Below are 21,799 nucleotides of genomic sequence, written 5' to 3'. Positions count from 1 at the left end.
TAAGTTGTTATAGGATGGTTAATCTAGGTAGCGTATCATAGGAGTCGCTGGTCTTTTTGGTTTCTTTACCGGCACTGTCATAATGCGTTATGGTTACCTTCCCAGCTTTAAAATATTCAATCTGCTCGGGCTTTCCATTATCATAATAGGTGGTTCTTTGGTAGAAATCTTGCTCGTTCGGCGTCCTTTTCGTACCACCGCCTTCATACGGCACACGCCCAGTATGCAGATCGGATTGCAGCACTTCGATCACCTTTGTTCCCTGCTGATTATACTGCTCATACTTTTCCAGTTTCGTGCCCCAGTCATAGCTTTTGATAGAAGAAACTTCACCATTGGCACGGTACATCTTTTGGTAAATGTCGGTGCACAGTTCTATGGTCTTTCTGGATTCGTCAAAAGTAGTTTTCAGCACCACACGTTGATCGTAGATGATCTCGAGTGAAGTTAAATTGGTGTTATTGAAATAGCTTCTCTGGTGCTGCACATGCAAGTTTTGCCAAGTAGGCACCTGATCTTCGAAAACAGGAATCTCTGCCATCGCAAAGTAGATACTATCCTGCAATCGACCGTTATTGACATCGTAATGGTTCATATAATGCAACAAACCATTCTCGACCGAAAATTTCTTAAACAGGATATTTCCTGCGGAATAAAATTGTACCAGACCATCTGGTTGATGTTCATTATTGATGTTAAACTCCACTCGGGCAGCTTTATTCGCCTCCTCTGTATGCACGACGTAAGTACCAGACTCGATGGATGCACCGTCTTGATAGGTAATACTCAAAAGAGAATCTTGATCTATGCGGATATGCAGGTCATCCTTCGAAATTTCCTTAGTCTGTTGTCCGCTACAGGCTGCGGTATTGATCAATAAGACGGTAAAAGCCATGTATGCTTTTATAATAGCTCGGTTTTTTCTCCTCATGGTAGTTATAAATATAGTGATATTATATCCTAAAATCATGGGGTTATAGGTAATCTTTTGGAGATCTGGCTTGCCGTGGTTGATAGCATATTTTTGCCATAACGTACACAAAAAAAACTATATATAGCAATAACATGTTACTCAGCTTAATCAATATGTATTAAAGAAAATGCCGAAAACAAAAAGCGCCATTCGGGTGAAAGATACCGAAGGCTTAACGCACATTATTTATCTAGACTCGATTGTATCATACCACGAGCGAAAGGACGATAAGGGAATAATCAATGGTTCGGAAATCGAACTAAAAAACGGCAAATGTGTTGCCGTGATGATACGACTGGACAATCTTATCGATGTTTTGGCTAGAGCAAAAGCCGGAATATCTGAGACATAAAAAAAGCCTTCCCAGGGGAAGGCTTCTTACATAAAACAAATCAATCACTCCTAATCGTGCCCCTCTGTCTTTACTAATTTGTTGTATATGCCTAATAATAGAAAAGGTGCTGCCCACTGACCGACAAATAGTGCAGATTTATCCTTTCCAATACATTTCAAAGTTGCTGAGATCGCCATCGATGCGCCAGCTGCCGCTAAGAATACGGTGGATGGAATCAATGAGAATTCTATGAAAAGCCAGAGAAACTATATCAACTAGGCAATAAAGCATATAAGCCAAGCCAGATAAGGAAGTGAGTATCCTTATCTGAACCTAGTATCTTTTAATTAAATTTCATAAGGTAATTTACTAACCCTTATGGAATTTGTATCGCAAATAAAGTATACCAAATTCTTCTTTTTCAACATCGATCAGCTCCAACGATTGCCCTGAAGCAGGTTTTTCGTCTTCGGTACCGTTTGTTTCGAAAATAGATGAAATTTTAGAAAGCCCATCAATTCCAGGATATAATTGCAAAAGAAGTTCATCGATGAGCCCCGCCTTCAAAAATGCACCATTAATGGTAGCTCCACCAACCAAAGTAAAGGTGTATAAACTAAAATATTCATTCAAGATCTTTATCGCTTGATGCAAATCGTATCCATCTTTTCCAGCAAAAAGATAAGAGATATTACGCTCTTTCAAATAAGAAAGATATTTATCTGATACATTGTGTCCCAAAACAACGATAATCTCATCTTCCATAATGGTATTGCTTGTAAAGTCTATAATACCCTTGGAATCAAAAACGACAACCGCTTTTTTTGTCTTTCTATCAGCGACGAAAGTTTCAAAGTTTTTTGTGGTGGGCTCAGCAGAAAAGTCCAATAAATCAGGGTAAGCCAGCTCTTGCACAGAGACTCTTCCTACAATCCAAGCATCTGCATTTTGCTCTAAATTCTTTTTAAGGTACAAATCATTCGAGAAAGATGCAGGAGCATCACCTCTTAAAGGAGTATACCGATCCGTACTTAAACGTCCATCCACAGAGCTGATCATGTGGCAAGTTATTTTTTTATTCATATAATTAATTTATGCCTACAAAATTCCAGACAATAGAGATTCATTTTGATAGATAAATTACGGATTGTGCTACCATTATTACTAATCATCGTAAGTAGGTATAACCTAATGACTATCTTTATATTGGTAATCTGAAGAACCGATGGAAGAGATCTTAAAAATAAATTCAATTGCCGAGTACAATAGACTTGTAGGCGCAAAGACATTACATCCCTTAGTTTCAGCCATTGATATCTCTGAAGTAGGTAAATTTCTCATATCTACGATTGTGTCTAACTTTTATACCATTTACTTTGTTGAAGTTGAATGCGGTGTCATGAAGTATGGACGAAACTTTTACGACTATCAAGAAGGAACATTACTTTTTACAGCACCTCAGCAAGTTGTACAAGGACAACCAACTATTTCGCCAGATGAAGCCCAAGGTTGGGTATTGGTTTTTCATCCGGATCTGATTCGCAATACAACTCTAGGTACGGAAATTCATAAGTATGCTTATTTTGCGTACAACATAAATGAAGCACTGCATCTTTCTGAAGACGAAAAAGATCTCGTCAATAATAGCTTCAAATACATACAATCTGAACTGCGGCGAGGAACTGATAAGCATACCAAAGGATTGGTAACAACAGCTATCGAATTGTTATTGAAATATTGTAACAGATTTTATGACCGGCAGTTTTTCAGCAGAGATAATTCTAATAAAAGTATCTTAGCAAAGTTCGAACTATTATTAAACAATTATTTTGCTTCAGACAATCCGCAGACATTGGGTTTGCCAACAGTTGCATTTTTTGCCAATCAACTGCATTTATCACCAAATTACTTTGGTGATATTATAAAAAAGGAAACTGGGTTTTCAGCTCAGGCGTACATTCAATCTAGAGTAATTGAAGTAGGTAAAGAGCTAATTTCTAATCCAGAAAAAACAATAGCAGAAGTAGCCTATGAATTAGGCTTTAAATATCCCCAGCACTTTATGCGATTATTCAAGAAAAAGGTAGGGATATCTCCCTCAACTTACCGAAACGGCGGTTCCTAAATGACTTTTTGAAATCAAGCCGCAACGGCTACTTCTTGAGCAAATTAGCTTTTTCATTATGTATGAGATAAAAATGCATGTGCCTGTATCGCGCCCCATCGACTTTAACAAATGGCACAAAATCTGGAATTTCCGAGACATAAAAAAGCCTTCCCTAGGGAAGGCTTCTTACATAAAACAAATCAATCACTCCTAATCGTGCCCCTCTGTCTTCACTAACTTGTTGTATATACCTAATAATAGAAAAGGTGCTGCCCATTGACCGACAAATAGTGCAGATTTATCCTTTCCAATACATTTCAAAGTTGCCGAGATCGCCATCGATGCTCCAGCCGCCGCTAAGAATACGGTAGATGGGATCAATGAGGTTACTTTCTCAATTTTCTTAGTTGCTTCGCCTTCGTTTCCTGTATTAAATGCCATAGTAGTATGTATTTATGTTATCAATTCTGTTTGATAAAAGAACAGGCTCGGATGACTTTAGTTTACTTCTATACTACTTTCGGGTATTTGCTGAGGTGGTTTTGTGGGAAGTACGGGAATATGGTAGATTTATTCTACTCGGAATAATAAAATACAAAATCTACAGAATTCTTTATCAAAATATATTCTAACAACCTTCTAACCAGTAATTAAAGTTTGTCTTTTGAGATCGTATTCTTTCGCCAAGTATTCAATAGGAACATTCAACATCTTGCTGAATAGCCTGATCATGTTAATAGAAAGCGCTTGTTTATAGTTAAGCACTTTACTAATTGTACCTTTGTCTCCATACTCTTTTGCGAGATCTACAGGCTTCAAATTCAGATCGTCCATCCTAATCTTGATTAACTCTATTGGATCCAGATCTGGCAAATCCATACTTTCCTTTTCATACCCAGAAATCAAATGAACTAGCAGCATCTTTTCTTTATGCTCCTCAGAGCCACTTCTCGACTGTTTAATTTCTTCATACCGTTTGATGGCAAGATTATAATCTGCCTCGCTTTCGATCAAATACCAGTGTGTTTTCATAACCATTTCCCTTTCTAAATAAGAACTATGAATAGTAATAAACTTATACGCTTCGAGCATCTCAAAAAACTATTATCTCTATTACGGGAATCCGTATTTCAAATATAATGATAATCGACTATATTCGTGATCATTATTAACCAAACATCACTATGAATATTATTCTATTACAAAGCTCTTCTAACGAAGTTTTGACTTTCCTCGCTGCGATAGCTATTTCCATATTACTCTTTTTTGTATTCCGTAGTGTACTGCTATGGTACTGGCGAGTTGACGAAATCGTAAAGAACCAACAAAAGCAGATTCAACAACAGCAAACTATTATTGAAGGTTTGGCTGGGTTGTATAAGTCGATGAATAGAATGGATACAAACGCATAATGATACTTTAAATAAAAAAACAGTTTCTATGGCAACTCATGACCCAATAAAGCATATAAAATTTTTAAGACAAACTTTATCCCAAGACAAAAAACCATTAGGCTTCTTTCTTTCGGCCGGCTGTCCTCTAGCGGTTCAGATGCCGGTTGGTAAATGGCCATTAATTCCCGATGTTGCAAAACTCACTAAATTTATTGCGGATGAATTAAAGTCTAAATCAAATGAGAAAAATAATTATGACAAACTACTTGAGGAAGTGATCCTTTCCAATAAAAATGATCAAAATATTGAAGATATATTAAGTTTTCTTCGAGGACTTAAGGAGGTATCTATTGGAAATTCTGTCAGAGGTTTTACCAATGCAGACTTAATTGAACTTGAGAAAAAAATATGTAACAAAATCGTTGAAAAGCTTGAGGTTAACCTGCCAGGTAAAGATACCCCTTATCATAAACTTGCTAATTGGATTTCAATTGACAGAGATAAACCTATCGAAGTATTTACTACCAATTATGATCTACTCCTTGAAGAAGCATTTGAAAATTTATCGATACCTTATTTTGACGGATTTGTGGGATCCAAGCAATCATTTTTTGATTTACGTGCAGTTGAAGATAATTTAATTCCTAATCACTGGACTAGATTATGGAAAATTCACGGTTCAATAAATTGGTTTCAAAAAGAAAACAAAGAAGTTTACAGATCAAGTTTGACAAAGGAAAATGGAGATTCGTATTTGATATATCCATCTCACCTGAAATATGAGCAAAGTAGAAAAATGCCATACTTAGCTCTTATCGACCAGTTAAATCGATTTATAAGAAGGCCTAATTCTCTATTAATTATAACTGGGTATTCATTTAATGACCAACATTTGAACGACACTATAATAAGTGCTTTAAAAGCTAACCCAAATTCAATGGCTATTGCGCTTTTATATGATACAATGACTTATGAAAAAGACGGAGCTATAATCGAAAGATATCCGGAAGCTGTTGAACGAGCTACGCAAAACAATCTTGCATTATGGGCTTACGATGAAGCAATAATTGGTACAGCTAGGGGGAAATGGAAAATCCAAGCTCATATTGAAGATGTAGAAAATTTGGGAAATTGCTATAGTAAACAAGATCAACAATTAAAATTGGGAGATTTTTCTATATTAGGTAATTTTCTTCAAGCACTTATAGGTGACAATCAAAGTAAATTAGATGAAAAATAATTCTACATATTTAGGAACTGTCCAAGATGTAACTGGTACAACCATAAGGGTATCAATGGTAAACGATTCTCTCTCGGGTTTGACATACGTTAATGGTGAGGGCTATCGAATTGGACAAATTGGAAGTTTTGTAAAAATTCCTATCGGATATAATTATCTATATGGTATTATTACACAAGTTGGGGCAGGTGCTGTCCCCGAAAATCAAGTCGCAAATCAACCCTATGGCAATAGATGGATTACAATTCAATTAATTGGTGAAGGACAAAGAGCAGGTGAGTTTCAAAGAGGTATTTCCCAATATCCGACTATAAGTGACGAAGTCCATTTAGTTTCAGAGCAAGATTTGAAAAGAATATACGGACAACCAGATAAACCATATTTTGTAAATGTTGGACATATAGCCGGTGCAGAGTCTATTCCTGCGTTAGTTGATGTAAACAAATTAATAACAAGGCATTCCGCGGTGGTTGGAACCACAGGCTCTGGTAAATCTACAACTGTTGCAAGCTTATTGAATGCATTATCAGATACAGAGAAATATCCATCTTCTCGGATTTTAGTTTTTGATATTCATGGCGAATATGGTCAGGCTTTAAAAGACAAAGCCAGTATTTACAAGATCAATGCAGATAAAAGTGCGGGAAGTGCTGAGAAAGAACTTCTTCTTCCGTTTTGGGCTTTAAATTTTGACGAACTTTGTGAGGTTAGCTTTGGGAAATTTTCAAATGAAAAAGATTACAATACGATTCTTGAAAGGATATTATCTGAAAAAAGAAAGAGCTTAGAAAAGTATCCTAGAGATGGGTTGAGTACGGATACCTTGAACGTTGATTCTCCAGTGCCTTTTAGTTTAAATCATCTTTGGTATGAATTATATACACAAACTTTAGGTAAACTGTATCAGGATAAAGAAGGAAAACCATTGGCTTATGAATTAGATGAGGATGGAAATGAAATTAAAGGTGACCCCATTAATGGGCTTCCTCCCATCTTTAAAAAAATTAATTCAAATGGTGCTAATGGAGACCGAATTCAGTACCAGAATGAATCTCCTTTGACAAACGGACAACAACTTCATTCTCTTGGTTCAAAATTAAGGATTCCAAGATATGATTTCATTTTCAAACCTACAGATTTAACCCCAAAACAGGATGGAGAGGTAGAAAAAGATTTAGATGAACTGTTAAAAGGTTGGATAGGGAGTGATAAGCCAATTACAATCTTAGATTTATCAGGCGTTCCAATTACCATATTGAATACAATTATTGGCGTTCTGCTTAGGATAATCTATGACGGTTTATTTTGGTCTCGAAATCTTTCTCAAGGAGGAAAGGAAAGACCACTATTATTACTGATGGAAGAGGCTCATAATTATTTAAATTCTGAAGGAAGTGCACTCTCTATTGTTCAAAAAATAGTAAAAGAAGGCAGAAAATATGGTATAGGAACAATGATTGTGAGCCAAAGACCATCCGAAATAAATTCTACAATTCTTTCTCAATGTGGAACTTTCTTCGCTTTAAGACTATCAAATTCAACGGATAGAAGTCATATTACTGGTACTGTTTCTGATAATCTTGAAGGCCTCACCAGCATGTTACCGATTTTAAAGACAGGTGAAGCAATAATTTTAGGAGAAGCTGTAAAATTGCCTATGAGAACATTTATAAAAGCTCCCTCAAAAGATAGGCGCCCAGATAGCCAAGATCCAATTGTCTTTGATGAAGTTAAGTCTGAAGAATCACTTCGGCCAGGAGGATGGGGCAATAAAATGGAACTAAACCCTAATTACAAGGAATTTATTGAAACTTGGAGAGCACAAAACCCAAAGATAGAACGTATAATTAAATAAATATAAAAATGGAAAGAAAACCTGTTACATCATCAAATATCGCTTCAATTGGATACGATGAAAATTCTTCAACTTTAGAGATTGAGTTTTTAAATAACACAATCTATCAATATTTTGATGTCCCTCACCAAATTTATCAAGGAATAATGAGTGCTGATTCACAAGGACAATATCTAGCCCAAAATATTAAAGGAACATACCGTTATTCTAAAATTTAATCCGGCAACATTAGTGACCATAATAAAGGGAGAAACAAAAGTTCTCTCTTTTTGTCATTTTATTTTGAGCTAGAACTGGACGCTATGATAAAAATCAACCAACAACTGAAACGACTTGAAGTAAAGGAATTTGAGATCGAAAACCAAATCGTTTTTAACTATTTCGACAATCTTCCTGCGACGGAACGTAATGAGAAGTTGCTTAGAGCCATATACATCGGGGTTTTAGCATTAATGGAAGATCGAATGTCTGCTTTCCTTTCAAAAACCAGTAATGAGCTGGGAACAGAACTGGAAAGTTTGAAAATGATCTTTGATATGAAAAAAGAGCTATTTTATAAGTCGTCGATCAAAGGTGTGCTTGCGGAAGATGAAATAGCTGACTTTCTTAATCAATATTTTTCGGATAAAAGATTGAAGGATCGTGCACTACTGACAGGACATGCCGCAGGAGCTCTCCCAAGAAATAAGACAGGAGATATTGTTTGCGAGGTAGACGGTAATTCAAATTTTAAGATCGCCATTGAATGTAAATTTGATAAAAGCGTGCGTCTCGGGAGTATTGAAACTAGAGATTTATTCATAAGAAAAACAGATACAGCTTGGAGCCAGCTTCTGGAAGCACAGGCAAACCGGGAAGCAAAAATAAGCATCATCGTATTTGACATTTCATTAGTTGATAATTCTGTGCTTAAGGAATTTGAGAATGTTGGTTATATACCAAACATCGGTCTAATAGCAATAATTAATTCGCAAAAGGGTGATTACACCAATTTGGCCATTGCATATATGTTAGCAAGAGATATTGCCTTGAATTCTAGACAAGTAGATCTGGATAAAGATTTGCTGGTGATATTAGTTAATCGAATCATTAAAGACATAAGTGAGATTACAGCCATCAAAAATCTTGTTCATAATAACATTGAGAACAATAAGATGATACTTAAACAGCTTGAAAAAAGCATATTACTAATGGAATTTAATCAGCAATATTTGAAAAAATTCTTAGAAGACGGGACACTAACAAAAGAGGATCTATTAAATTATTATCAGGGTGAAGATGTTAAAGATAAGTATCGACTAATAGAAAGAGAAATTAATGAAATTTCTTAATGACCATTTTGTAAAGCAATCATTTAGTTGTAAAAAATAAGTCCCATTAACCTCTCCCCCACCCTAAAAAACCCAAAGGGCACAGCGCTGAACCCGCTATGCAGAGCAGAGATTTTGGTATTGCAGGTATGCATAGGTAATTGCTAGACATGTGACTTGATACAAACTACCTGCAAGATGATGACAGCTTACCCCACTCCTTTCCTTTGAGCATTTTTAATCATATCTAATCGAAATTGATGCAACTCAAAAAAACAGGGAGAGAAAGCGAGATTGGGATATAATCGGGAGAAATCAGACGGATGCTCCGTGTGGTATATGCCAATAGGGCGAGCCTCAATGCTTTGCAACTGGTACCGTCAAGAACCGCCACAACCGAAGCTGTGGTTCACCAAAGACTAACATGAAACTCGCCCTATTGGACAGGTATCTCTTCAAAGATAGCAAAATCCAATAGCAAGCGAGCTCACGATCGACTCATAGTGAAATTGACGGTTTCGCTGTATGAGTGACATCGTAAAAGTAAGAGGCCGGAGCCTCCAACTAAGTTGTCGCTATTATAATTAGCATGAATATAATAATAATTCAGGAGAAATAAAATATTTCTTAAAGAATACTATACTGCAATCAAGATCATTAGGAGGAATACAGAAGCGGGAAGACGCCATATCCTCATTCCAAAATAGTGCAACAACCATCCAACACTGCTGCTTGCAACTACGATCGGATAAACGCTAAAATATCTTTACCGATCGTTTCAGCCTCTGTCGTCGGCATGCCGTGCGGAAAACCCGGATACGTGATTAACTGACCATGTTTCAATAATTCGACCGATTTTACACCTGCATTTTGGTAAGGTACGATTTGGTCATCTTCACCATGCAATACCAATACAGGAATATCCACCGCTTTCAGATCTTCGGTAAAATCGGTCTCAGAAAATGCTTTTACACATTCGTAATGCGCTACCATGCTTCCCATCATGCCCATCCGCCACCAGTTTCTTTGAATACCTTCATTTACAGCAGCACCTGCTCTGTTGTAACCGTAAAAAGGAAACGTAAAATCGATGTAAAACTGGCTTCTGTTTGTCCGCACCTGCTCCCTAATATCATCAAACACGCTGATTGGTAACCCGTCTGGATTCTTTTCACTTTGTAGCATGATTGGCGGCACGGCACTAACTAGCACTGCTTTTGCCACGCGGTCTTTACCATATTGGTGTACATAACGGATTACCTCACCGCCGCCAGTCGAATGCCCTACATGGATCGCATCTTTCAAGTCCAAAAAAGCAGTCAATTCCGCGACATCAGCTGCATACGTTTCCATTTCATGGCCTTTCGCAGTCTGACTAGAGCGACCATGCCCTCTTCTATCGTGTGCGATGACGCGATAGCCGTTTTGTAAAAAGAAAAACATTTGTGCTTCCCAATCATCCGAAGATAATGGCCATCCATGATGAAAAACAATAGGTTGCCCTTCGCCCAGATCTTTGTAATAAAGCTCTGCACCGTCTCTTAATTTTAATAAGCTCATTTTTTTAGTTTTAAGTGTGTATAACTATTTGTTGCGACAGAAAGTGGTAAACCAGAACTGATTCACAAAACCCATATAACCAAAATGAAGTTAAAAATAATTTTCAAGAAATAATTTATTTTATAAATAAATTAAAGAGATCGCAATATAAGAGGGGAAATGTTAGCGGAGCGCAGGCAAAACATAGGCATCAATCATCAAAAACACCAAAAAAAACAGCATATTGGAAAGTTACTAGACGCAAATAAGAGAAGCTGCCCGACCTATCCTGGCTGGCAGCTTCTCCAAATATATTTCGCTAGTTTTTAGCCAAAAGCTGCATAAAACGTGTGCGGTGATCTACGATCATCCAGATATTAATCAACAAAAGAGGAATAGCAATCGCTAAGCCACTTGGCATGAATGTATAATTATGCAGCACAATACCCACCATAACCGGCAGTATCACAATAGCTCCAATAGCTCGGGTTTTTGGAAAAATAAATAGCAGACCGCCAATAATCTCCACCAAACCCACCAAAGGCATGATCCACTGTAGTTTTTCGATTGCTTGAAATATTTCTAAATCCTGCGGAGTTGGCTCCGGCATAGGCATATAGTGTAGAAATTTATCCAGTCCCGCATTGATAAATAGCAGACCGAACAGTAAGCTGAGGATGAATTTTACGATTTTCATAATGATGGTATTTATATGATTTTATAAACAAATGTAGCATAGATATTTATAATTTTTCTTCGCTACTGCATTTCTTGTCTTAAGACAGCTTTAGCACCTTCAGTAACGCTACCGTACGGGGTAGTCACTTGGCTCCCATCCTATATATTTAAGAACTTTTCTAAATAAGCCTTCGGTAAGCTCCCATTTAAGCAACTCTCTTATAAGAAGGCGGTAAAAATTGCTGTCATAACAACAAAAAATTACACGATGAATAAAAGAACTACCCTTTTCCTATGTGCATTTGCCTTGCAAGGCCTAATCGCATTGGGCCAAGAACAAGATATGCCCGATATGAATTACGAGATTGCGCATACCCAAAAATTGCCCAACGAAGTATATCAACTCGTATACAACCCCACCAACCATAAAGTCTATGTAGCCGGACCAAAAAAAGGATTTAACCGCGAAGCGGAAAACTTTATCTACGAATTGGACGGCGGCGATCTGCGCATCACCGACTCGATCTCGGTTGGCAAAAACTTGCCATTCGGCATTGCGCTCAACAACAAAACGCAAACGCTTTATGTCGGTCATTCCCTACAAAATGCCATTAGCGCCATCGATATCCAGTCTAAAAAGCAAACCCTGATACCAAGTGCGCACGCCAAATCCAAAATCCGCGAACTAGTCGTGGATGAAAGCACCAACAAAATCTACGTTTCGGATCATGGCAATCCGTCTATCTGGCAAGTAGATGGCAAGACGAATAAGCATGAAAAATCATTGAGCCACGACAAAGCCTATTTGCTAGGCTTAAATGTAGATAGCCAACGGCAACGTGTCTATGGCACCGACGGCCAAGATATGAAAGGCAATATTTTGGTATTCAATACCGCGACGGGCGAAATGGAAAAGAGCTTCCAAACTTGGTCGTACTGCCCGATGAATATCGCATTGGACTTGAAAGCAAACCGCCTATTCGTGAGCCAGTCCAACGACAATAATATCACCGTGGTAGACGGAAATACCGGAAACATCGTAGACAAAGTATACTTGGGCTATGACACCTCGCCGATCGGTTTGGCGTACGATGCAGCCAATGAACTGATCTATACTGCCAATCGCTCGAAACAAGAAGTGGCCATCATTGATGCCAAAACCTACAAAGTAATCGAACGCATCCCGACCGAAGGATTGCCAAACACCATTAGCCTGGATCAAAAAACCGGTACGATCTACGTGACCAACAAAGAGGCCGGCAGAAACGGCGAACCAGTAGAAAATGGCAATACCGTCATGAAAATAAACTATAAAAGAGGATAGCATCGCTATCATCTACACACCGTCAAACTATACATCCAAACCATACATCACCGATATTGTCCTCTGCTTCCTTCGCGGAAGCGGAGGATCGTATCATGCCGCAACATGACTTTACAAACACGATTACTCTTCTTTCTTTTTCTACTTTTAGGCGCCAACTTGTATGCGCAAACCAGCATCAAAGGACGCGTATTATCCGCTGATGGCACGCCACAGTCCGATGTTTCCATTAGGCTGCTGCGCTCGCCGGATAGCACATTAGTAAGTTCGCAAAAAACAAATGCAGAAGGTACCTATCAACTTCAAATCACGCAAAAAGGCACATTTGTAGTCCGTGTGCAGGCATTAGGCTTCGCCGAATATGTATCTGCCGAAATGATGCTGACTCCAGGCGAACAGCGTCTGCTGGATGATATCTATCTGCATGGCGACCTTACCGAAATCGCCGTCGTATCCGTGAGCGGACGGCAGCCCGCCATTCGGCAATATGCCGATAAACTGGTGGTTGATGTAGAAGGATCGGTATTGAGTGAAGGAAATAATGCGCTGGAATTGTTGGAAAAAACGCCGGGAATCGTGTCTGACGGAAAAGGTAATTTTTCGATTCAAGGCCGAGCGGGTGCGAATGTGCGCATCGACGGACGCGAAACCTACCTGACTGGAGCGCAACTGGCCAGCATGCTGCGCGGTATGCAAGCGGCCGATGTGGCCAAACTGGAATTGATGAGCAATCCATCTGCGCGTGAAGATGCGGCCGGAACGGCAGGCATCATTAACATCGTGACCAAGCGCAACAAACGCAGTGGTTTTGGTGGTGATGTATTTGTGCGTGGTTCGCAAAGCAGACGATCGCAAGGAACAGTTGGCGGTGGCGTCCACTACAAAGTAAATGGCTGGAATATGTACGCCAATGGATCCATTGGGCGCGAACAATCGGAAGATAGCACCTTGGTAGAGCGTCAGTTTTTCAACAATGGTGCTTTGCAGACCTTGCAGAAGCAGAAAGAAACGAAAGAACTGGATCCGGGCAAGTTTCACAGCCTGCGCACGGGCGCGAGTTATGAATTTAACGATGGCGGTGTGCTCGATGCCAGCTTTCACTGGATGCGCGGGCGCTTCATCAGCAAATCGCTGATCGATATGATCACGAGCAACGCAACAGGCAGCACTACACAGACAGCGGCGACAAACAATCAGTTTGACGAAACATTTAACAATCTCACCTTCAACATCAACTACGTCAATAAATACGAAGGCGAGGATCACTTTTTAAAAATCAACTTCGATTATGCCCCGCATACCAATGCGTATAACAATAGCTTTCGTACAGATATCGCCAATCTGCAAACGAATACCAACAACACCACAGCACGCACGAACGTACAAGATCTGAGCAACACGACTTACGCTGGACGGTTGGATTACAGCAAACCATTCAGTGATCTGGGCAAGTTGGAATTGGGTTGGAAAGCCACCTATTTCTTTATAAATAACGATGTGCGCAATGATACCTTGAGTGGCACAAGCTGGCTACGGGATGCCAATACCTCTAATCAATTCCAATACACGCAGCATATCCAAGCGGCTTATGCGATGTATTCTGGAAAATTCAACCGATTCGAATATCAAGCTGGTTTGCGCGGAGAATATACCTTTATCAAGGCCAATCAGGTGACACTGAACGATATCAGCAAACAACGTTATTTTGACTTATTCCCGAACGGGTTCTTATTGTATCATATCAACGATGCGAATACCATCCGCGGATCATTCAGCAGCCGCATCGAACGCCCAGGCGATCACGATATCAATGCTTTCCGTATTTATGAAGATGCGTTTACCTATTCGGAAGGAAATCCAGAGTTGAAACCCGAGCGCAGCTATATCGGTGAGATTGGTCACGGCTATAAAAATGCCCTATTTACCACGGTGAGCATGAGCTACGGCTACGATGTGATCAATTGGATCTCTCGCGTAGGCAGCAATCCGGGCGAGAATTTGACGCGCCCAGCCAACATCGGCGATTTCAAAAACTACAGCGCCAGCGTGATGTACAACAATACCTTTTTCCCGTGGTGGACAGGCAGTCATTACCTCAATGCTTTTCATAATAACTACAAAGGGGAGATCGACGGTGTGATTCTGGATTCGGAAGGTTCAAGCTGGTCGGCCAACAGCCGCCACACGCTGCACCTGAAATGGGGATTGCGTGCCGAAGTCGCTGGTTATTACAATTCGGGCGTCACGACGGGTGCGATGCGCACCGATCAGCGCTATGGCGTGGATCTGGCAGCCGAGAAAAAAATGCTCGACGATCGGGCGATGTTGAAACTGGCGGTAACGGGATTGATCCGCAATGGCAATCCACAATATACCAGCACCTATGGTGATTTAGTGATTTGGCAATCGGCCTTCCCTGACAATCGGAAGGTCATGCTATCGCTGAGCTACCGATTTGGAGAATAGTACAGGGTTATTTTAGACAATGTTTAAATGCTTTTAGTATGGGATTTACAAAGACACAACAAGCAATCATGGATTTGTTGCACGAGCAACAGAAGGCACTTTGTGCCGACGATATCTTTCTGCAACTCAATCCGGGTAGGAAATGCTATAGCTATGCGGCAGTATACAACAATATCAATCAGCTTTGTCGCGAGGGAATCTTGACGGCTGAGAAGCTGGATGAAGAACGTAGAAGAGCGATAAAAATCAATGTTTGAAATAAAAGTAGATAATATGAAAATATTATTTATAATAAATCTAAATAACTGTATATTTGCGATGCTTTGGAAAACCATCTACATACGCAGTTATTACAAATCACGACCGATTCGTTCAAGCAATTGTTTGAACGCTATTGGAAGCGTTTGTTTGCTTTTGCGATAAAGATGACGGCGGATGAGGAAGATGCGAAAGAGATCGTACAGGAGATATTCAAATCCTTGTGGGAACGACGCGACAACCTCAACATCCAAGATGTAGAACGGTATTTGCTCCGCTCTGTCAAATTAAAAACGATGGAATACATGCGCAACAAATCAACCAAACAACGACATCACGATATCATACTAAGCACCACGAAGATCGATTACGAAGACCAGCAAGTGCAGGTCAAAGAGCTCAGTCACAAGGTGAATAACTTGGTAGAATCCTTGCCAAAGCAATGCAAAAATGTGTTTAAAATGAGTCGCGAGGAAGGTATGACGAACAAAGAAATCGCACATCTGCTGTTGATCTCCGAGCGAGCCGTAGAATACCATATTAGCAAAGCCTTGAGCGCACTAAAAATTGGGCTGTATCCGGTAGAATAAGTATTACCTACAGCTCGCAATTATGTACTATCTTTGCAAAGTAGAAGAGATGAAGATAACCAAAGAACTATTAGAACGCTATGCACTCGGGCAATGTACCAAGTTGGAAGCGACTGCCGTTAATCTTTGGTTGGAAAGTCCATCCCTATCTTTAGACGATGATGACGACGATGAGCTAGAGGTCTATACAGCGGATGACGCGACGGAAGATTCGCTAATTGAGTTGGAATTGTGGCAAGAGATATCGGCGCATATGCAGGAATCAGCTACCAAGAGTCATACCGCTGAACGATCTGAAAATAACCTCGTCTTCAGACCTACTAAAAGCAACGATCCAACCATAAAATTTGCGGCGCTAATAGCCATCGCGGCCTCGCTAATGATTATCTTAGGAATGGGTTGGTGGTTCTACCCTACTACGGCAGATAAAGAACATTTTTTCAACGCCAGCAACTCGGATAAAGCGGTCATGCTGTGGGAAGAAGATTCCTTCGAATTCACACTCAGCAAGAACAGTTCGGCCAGCATCAACCTACAATCTGGCAATATGGCTGTTTCGGGCGATGTGCTATTCAGTCCCAAAAAAGACTTTAAGCTGTACGACAAGCACAATAATACCTCGCTGGATTTTCGGCAGGGAGAAGTTTATTTTATCTCTACCGATCCGGATACCAGCGAATTGGTCGTTTATTCTAAATCACAGTTAGAATATTTGCCCCCTATTTTACGAAAACACATCCGAAAGCAGTTTCACCTTACCTAATCTATGCGTTTATTTACAGGACTATCCCCGATCTTATTTGTTGTACTTGCAAGTAGCATTATCGGCCTCGGAACATCCTGTAAACATTCCAATCAGCAGGTCGATTCCATCCTAGATTTTGAACCTGTCTATTCCCTATTTGTTAGCAAAGAAGGAGTTAATAACTTTTTATTGGTGGATAGCACCTGGCAAAGTGTTGCATCCGTGCGGCCACCGCACGCTAATTTCAACCGTGAATTTATCCAGCGCAAGGGTTTCATTTATTCGGTAAACCCAGAGAATGATTATCTGATCCAATACAAGATTACTTCGACGGGATTGGAAGCCGTGGATTCGATCAAAGTAGTGAATGATAATATAGAGCAATACCATTGGAAAAACAACTCAGATACTTTACTGATTTCCAATGTGGTACATGGTGATACCGAAACCTGTCGTTTCTATGAGATTGACACTAAAACTTTCTCCTTGATTCGTGAAGCGCAATTACCGATTCCACCTGCGGTGAATGATTTTAGCATCTTGAGCTTGGGCTTGGTGCGCTATGAAAACGATAAGCTCTGGATCGCTTTTGCGTACAGCAAAATGCTCGGACATAACGAATATACCACACTGGATACCATGTATTACCGCACCTTGGATTTCGCATCCTTGCGTGTGCTGTCGGAGCAGAAAGATCCGCGCTCCACTTATCCCGGCGGGATCAATACAATACAAACGTATAGTGGCACCGCCGAAAATGGGGATTTCTATTTTACCAGCGGACCGGGCATTGCAGCAGGAAACAATATCAAACAACCATCGGCTATCTTTCGCAAGAAAAAAGGAGCCGACCAAGTGGATACGACCTATATGGTGAATATCTCGGCACAGACGGGCAATCATGCCTATGGATTCTGGTATGTTGGTAACGGTAAGGCCATCGTACGTGGCGAGCGCTCGGATAAATACACCGATTTCTCCAACCACCACGCTGTCTACCAGTTTGAATATTTTCTGGTGGATCTGGCCAGCGGCAACATGGAGAAGCTAGATTTGCCGTTGGATAAGGGAACACGTAAAGAGAACGTAGTACAAGTGGGCTCCTATCTATATATTGCCATTGATGATGAGCAAGAAAACCATACGGTATGGCGATACGACCTGCAATCTGGAAAAGTATCTGCAAAACTAAGTCCCAAATTTCCAATCGATTACTTACTCCGATTGGACAAATTGAATTAAATCATCAATTTTCTTTCTATCCGACCTTCGGTTAAATGGTACATAAGCTACATTCTTATGTGTCATTAATCTAAATAAAAATATGTTGGGTCTGAAATGGAGACTTTGTCTCCTCATGTTCGTCGCAGTGGCTGCGTCATACGGGCAGGGAATTACAGTAAGTGGAACAATCAAAACAAAAAATAATCAGGGGGCAGAAGGCGCAACAATCCGCATCCTAAATCAAGACAGCAAGCAAACGCAGAGCGATGCCGCTGGAAAATATAGTATACAAGCCATAGCGCCGGGGGATTACGTCTTAGAAACCCGTCTCATGGGTTTCAAAACACAACAAAGAAATATTCGTGTGGGCACAACTCCTCTGACTAACATCAACTTTACGTTAGAAGAATCGGACGAGAACATCGAGCAAGTACAGGTGCAAGGCCTTAGCAAAGCCAAAGAAATCCAACAATCAGGTTTCAATGTAAATGTGATCGAAACGAAGCAATACGCGAATAGTAATACCGATATCAACCAGATCTTGAATCGTAGTACCGGTGTCAAAATCCGTGAGCAAGGTGGTTTGGGTTCTAGTTATTCGTTCTCGATCAATGGGATGTCGGGCAATCACATCAAATTCTTTATCGATGGCGTGCCGATCGAAGCCTATGGCAGCGGCATGTCTTTCAACAATATTCCGGTCAACATCGTCGAGCGCATTGAGGTATACAAAGGTGTTATTCCAGCACATCTTACTTCGGATGCTTTGGGTGGCGCGGTGAATATCATTACCAAACGCGATCGCCGGAAATCAATTGATGTGAGTTATAGCTATGGTTCCTTCAATACGCACCGTGCGGCATTGAGCGGTAGCTTTACCGATCCGAAAAAAGGCTTACATGTGAATGTAAACTCGTTCTTCAACTATTCGGACAATGACTATCGGATGCGTACTAATCCTGAAGCACGTGTGTTCTTAGAGGTTGTCAATCCAGATAATCCGAACAAGTTTGACACTCTTTCTTCTGCGAAGCGTTTTCACGATGCATACCGCTCTAACATGACGCAGGTAGAAGCTGGCTTATCGGGCAAAAGCTGGGCCGATGTATTTGTACTAGGACTGACCTATAATAACGTGTATAGAGAAGTACAAACTGGTGCTACGCAACAAAAAGTATATGGTCACGTGTTCGAAAAAAGCAACAGTATTGTCCCTAGCCTACGTTACCGCAAAGAAAACCTATTCACGCGCGGTTTGTCTGCTACAATCTTCGCCAACTTTGCCAACGATAAATCTATCGTAACCGATACGAGTTCTTATCGCGTGTACCGTTGGGATGCCCGACCTGACATCTATTTCCCAGAGGCTGGCGAGATCAACCTCACTAAATCTATACAGCACTACAATGGCTACAATAGTTTGATACAGAGCACATTTAATTACGAGATTAATCCAGTACAAACGATCAACCTCACGCATTCCTTCTCCAACAATCATCGTAAAAGCTATAATGAGATTGATCCATACAATCACAGCTATCGCCAAAACAATACCGTTAGCAAAAATATTGTAGGCCTGAATTATATGCACGACTTCTTCGACAAGAAATGGCGTAATCAGATTTTTGCAAAGTACTATAATTTTGCTGGCCGTGTAGAAAATGAAGACGGTAGCGATACGCGCCAATCTAAAAGCTATGTGGGATATGGTGCAGCATCTAGCTACTTCTTGTCTAAAGGTCTAGGCGTAAAAGCTTCTTATGAGTACGCTTATCGCCTACCTACACTCGTAGAATTATTTGGTAATGGTGTAGATGTATATCCTAACGTAGGTCTAGTACCAGAGAGCAGCCATAATTATAATTTGGGTGTATTCTACAATGGTGAGATAAATGATAGGCACCGCATCTATGCGACCGCAGGCATATTCTACCGCGATGCAGATAACTACATTCACCGCACGCCTCCAGGTGTAGTATCTGGTTCTTCTGAAAGTTTTAGCCAATACTACAACTACGGTGGTATCAAGGTAGAAGGTGCCGAGATGGAAATGACGTACTCGTACGGTGACTTATTGAAGTTCACGATCAATGGCAGCTACGAAAGCGCGGTAGATCGCGAGCAATATGTACGCGGAACAAACCGGGTGAAAGTAACCTATGGCAACCGCCTACCAGATAAACCTTGGCTATATGGAAATACCGATTTCATTATCGGGAAGAATGACATCCTAGGCGAAGGAACACGTATTGAGTTCAATTGGTTTATGCAATACGTGAACGAATACTCCACCACTTGGTCCAAATTGGGTGATCGCTCGACCAACTACTACATTCCGACACAATTGATCCAGAATGCAGGTATCACCTACTCCATTAAGCATGGCTTGTACAACTTCACTTTAGAAGGCAGAAACTTAACCGACGTGATTGCTTACGACAACTCTAAGCTGCAAAAACCAGGTCGGTTTATATCTATGAAATTCCGTTACAACTTAAATATTTACTAATTAATACAATTAAAATGATCAATTTACAACACACTAAAAAAAGTGTTTGGGCCGTAGCAATGGCTTTAGCTACTCTTAGTTTTTCGGCTACGTCTTGTAGTGACGATGCACCAGCACCAGAGGATATCGTCGATCCAGAATTTGCGGTGATCGTCGGTACCGACAATGGTCGTTATATGTTGCCTATCGAAGACTTGATGAGCGGGGTAATTTCTCCAGTAGGAAAAGGTACAAATGTATCTGACATTTTGACTTGGGAAGAAAATTTGGTACAAAAAGGACGTGATATCTACCACGTAGATCCAAATTCTAACAAATTTGGAAAATACCGTTTTGAGGATGGCGTATTGAAAACCATCCGCGAAATCCCTTTCTCGCAACTACCAAGCTTGTACTTAGGATGGCACGCCTGGTTGAGCGATACTGAATTGATGTTTGGTGCGCGCTCTAACAACTACTATGCTGTTGTAGACGTGGAGAAAATGGAAGTCACGAAAAGCGGTGAATTCGACAAAACAGGTCTTCCAGAGAAACATGCTAGACGCGTATTCTCGGTGATTCCTCAAGGAAACAAACTGTTTATCGGTTACGGCTTATACAACGAGGAAACTCAAGTACACTATGATAAATCTTACACCGGTACAGTAGATTACCCAAGCTTATCTAACTTCCAACAAACAGGTGAAGATGCGCGTTCTGCACCGCTTGGAACTGTGCGTAACTCGTACTTCAGCAACTTCAAAGACAATGGCTATACGTACATCTTGACGATTCCAATGCCGGTATTAGGCGGTGGTAAAGCAGCATTGCCTACAGGTGTATACCGTGTGAAAGATGGTGATGACAAAATCGATCCTAACTACTTCTTCAACATCAGCGCGCAGCGCGGTGGCGACAACCAATTGGGTGTTTCTTACATTGGTAACGGTAAAGCCATGTTGATCAGTGCGCACGATACCCAAACCAACATCAAAGAATTCAACGACTGGTGGTATGCTGCTATGTGGGAATACTTGATCATCGATGTAAACACGCAACAGGTCGTAAAAAAACTAGACTTCCCATTAGTAGGCAACTCACGCTCTGGTGTAGTACACAATGGCAAAGCATACATCGCAGTGAACGATCCTAACGCTGATGGCGTATATGTCTGGGAATACGATTCTGCAACGGACAAATTGACTCGTGGCGCGCGCATTGACGGTGCTGACGGCGATACGCCAATGTTGTACCGCTTGAAATAATCTCCCTAC

22 protein-coding genes are annotated in these 21,799 nt (G+C 40.5%); 15 read left to right on the top strand and 7 right to left on the bottom strand.

The window, feature by feature from the left end; genetic code table 11:
• Positions 1-7 precede the first annotated feature (7 nt).
• On the bottom strand, positions 8-931 hold the full coding sequence (locus tag DC487_RS05580; RefSeq protein WP_133228405.1) for a hypothetical protein: 924 nt from the start codon (positions 929-931) through the stop codon (positions 8-10).
• 169 nt (positions 932-1,100) lie between these two features.
• Between DC487_RS05580 and DC487_RS05575 the strand changes: the two genes are divergently transcribed.
• Positions 1,101-1,325 carry a hypothetical protein gene (locus tag DC487_RS05575; RefSeq protein WP_116774920.1) on the top strand — a complete coding sequence of 75 codons (225 nt, stop codon included), beginning with the start codon at positions 1,101-1,103 and terminating at the stop codon, positions 1,323-1,325.
• Between the two features lie 50 nt (positions 1,326-1,375).
• Here the strand turns inward: DC487_RS05575 and DC487_RS05570 are convergent, their stop codons facing one another.
• Positions 1,376-1,546 (bottom strand): hypothetical protein, encoded by a 171-nt coding sequence (locus tag DC487_RS05570; RefSeq protein WP_239016324.1) that lies wholly within the window; start codon positions 1,544-1,546, stop codon positions 1,376-1,378.
• A gap of 130 nt (positions 1,547-1,676) precedes the next feature.
• Complete coding sequence (locus DC487_RS05565) at positions 1,677-2,390, bottom strand: dihydrofolate reductase family protein (protein ID WP_116774918.1); 714 nt, start codon at positions 2,388-2,390, stop codon at positions 1,677-1,679.
• Positions 2,391-2,532: 142 nt separating this feature from the next.
• Here DC487_RS05565 and DC487_RS05560 point away from each other — a divergent pair, with 142 nt between their 5' ends.
• Positions 2,533-3,432: a helix-turn-helix domain-containing protein gene (locus DC487_RS05560; RefSeq protein WP_116774917.1), complete on the top strand. Its 900-nt coding sequence runs from the start codon at positions 2,533-2,535 to the stop codon at positions 3,430-3,432.
• A 192-nt stretch (positions 3,433-3,624) separates the two neighbouring features.
• Here the strand turns inward: DC487_RS05560 and DC487_RS05555 are convergent, their stop codons facing one another.
• Together DC487_RS05555 and DC487_RS05550 are read right to left on the bottom strand one after the other, a co-directional pair.
• Positions 3,625-3,855 (bottom strand): hypothetical protein, encoded by a 231-nt coding sequence (locus DC487_RS05555; RefSeq protein ID WP_116774916.1) that lies wholly within the window; start codon positions 3,853-3,855, stop codon positions 3,625-3,627.
• 198 nt (positions 3,856-4,053) lie between these two features.
• Entirely contained in the window at positions 4,054-4,446 is a 393-nt protein-coding gene (locus DC487_RS05550; RefSeq protein WP_116775048.1) for a helix-turn-helix domain-containing protein, read from the bottom strand.
• Positions 4,447-4,598: 152 nt separating this feature from the next.
• Between DC487_RS05550 and DC487_RS05545 the strand changes: the two genes are divergently transcribed.
• From DC487_RS05545 to DC487_RS05525, 5 genes are all read left to right on the top strand, one after another.
• Complete coding sequence (locus DC487_RS05545) at positions 4,599-4,826, top strand: hypothetical protein (protein WP_116774915.1); 228 nt, start codon at positions 4,599-4,601, stop codon at positions 4,824-4,826.
• A 28-nt stretch (positions 4,827-4,854) separates the two neighbouring features.
• A complete protein-coding gene (locus tag DC487_RS05540; protein ID WP_116774914.1) occupies positions 4,855-6,048 on the top strand; it encodes an SIR2 family protein in 1,194 nt (397 codons plus the stop codon).
• A complete protein-coding gene (locus DC487_RS05535; protein WP_116774913.1) occupies positions 6,038-7,903 on the top strand; it encodes an ATP-binding protein in 1,866 nt (621 codons plus the stop codon). The genes DC487_RS05540 and DC487_RS05535 overlap by 11 nt, the downstream gene beginning before the upstream one ends.
• Before the next feature lie 8 nt (positions 7,904-7,911).
• A complete protein-coding gene (locus DC487_RS05530; RefSeq protein ID WP_116774912.1) occupies positions 7,912-8,121 on the top strand; it encodes a KTSC domain-containing protein in 210 nt (69 codons plus the stop codon).
• Between the two features lie 84 nt (positions 8,122-8,205).
• Positions 8,206-9,234, top strand: a complete 1,029-nt coding sequence (locus tag DC487_RS05525; protein WP_116774911.1) for a hypothetical protein — start codon at positions 8,206-8,208, stop codon at positions 9,232-9,234.
• 717 nt (positions 9,235-9,951) lie between these two features.
• Here DC487_RS05525 and DC487_RS05520 read toward each other — a convergent pair.
• Positions 9,952-10,773: an alpha/beta fold hydrolase gene (locus tag DC487_RS05520; protein WP_116774910.1), complete on the bottom strand. Its 822-nt coding sequence runs from the start codon at positions 10,771-10,773 to the stop codon at positions 9,952-9,954.
• 298 nt (positions 10,774-11,071) lie between these two features.
• Complete coding sequence (locus tag DC487_RS05515) at positions 11,072-11,449, bottom strand: MauE/DoxX family redox-associated membrane protein (RefSeq protein ID WP_116774909.1); 378 nt, start codon at positions 11,447-11,449, stop codon at positions 11,072-11,074.
• 249 nt (positions 11,450-11,698) lie between these two features.
• Here DC487_RS05515 and DC487_RS05510 point away from each other — a divergent pair, with 249 nt between their 5' ends.
• The 8 genes from DC487_RS05510 (at position 11,699) to DC487_RS05475 (ending at position 21,790) form a co-directional block, all read left to right on the top strand.
• Positions 11,699-12,754, top strand: coding sequence for a YncE family protein (locus DC487_RS05510; protein WP_116774908.1), 1,056 nt, complete (start codon positions 11,699-11,701; stop codon positions 12,752-12,754).
• Between the two features lie 105 nt (positions 12,755-12,859).
• The gene (locus DC487_RS05505) at positions 12,860-15,220 is read left to right on the top strand and encodes an outer membrane beta-barrel family protein (RefSeq protein WP_116774907.1); all 2,361 of its coding nucleotides are present in this window, start codon (positions 12,860-12,862) and stop codon (positions 15,218-15,220) included.
• Positions 15,221-15,258: 38 nt separating this feature from the next.
• Entirely contained in the window at positions 15,259-15,477 is a 219-nt protein-coding gene (locus DC487_RS05500) for a transcriptional repressor (protein WP_116774906.1), read from the top strand.
• Positions 15,478-15,543: 66 nt separating this feature from the next.
• Positions 15,544-16,068 (top strand): RNA polymerase sigma-70 factor, encoded by a 525-nt coding sequence (locus DC487_RS05495; protein ID WP_116774905.1) that lies wholly within the window; start codon positions 15,544-15,546, stop codon positions 16,066-16,068.
• Positions 16,069-16,117: 49 nt separating this feature from the next.
• The gene (locus tag DC487_RS05490; protein ID WP_116774904.1) at positions 16,118-16,831 is read left to right on the top strand and encodes a hypothetical protein; all 714 of its coding nucleotides are present in this window, start codon (positions 16,118-16,120) and stop codon (positions 16,829-16,831) included.
• Between the two features lie 3 nt (positions 16,832-16,834).
• Entirely contained in the window at positions 16,835-18,055 is a 1,221-nt protein-coding gene (locus DC487_RS05485) for a hypothetical protein (protein ID WP_116774903.1), read from the top strand.
• 82 nt (positions 18,056-18,137) lie between these two features.
• Complete coding sequence (locus DC487_RS05480) at positions 18,138-20,546, top strand: TonB-dependent receptor (RefSeq protein WP_239016323.1); 2,409 nt, start codon at positions 18,138-18,140, stop codon at positions 20,544-20,546.
• 59 nt (positions 20,547-20,605) lie between these two features.
• Positions 20,606-21,790 carry a DUF4374 domain-containing protein gene (locus DC487_RS05475; RefSeq protein ID WP_165799021.1) on the top strand — a complete coding sequence of 395 codons (1,185 nt, stop codon included), beginning with the start codon at positions 20,606-20,608 and terminating at the stop codon, positions 21,788-21,790.
• Positions 21,791-21,799: the final 9 nt, after the last annotated feature.

This window comes from Sphingobacterium corticibacter (genome assembly GCF_003076635.1).
Taxonomy (GTDB): Bacteria; Bacteroidota; Bacteroidia; order Sphingobacteriales; family Sphingobacteriaceae; genus Sphingobacterium; species Sphingobacterium corticibacter.
Note: the sequence above shows the minus strand (reverse complement) of the source record. Positions and strands in the feature narration are given on the sequence as shown.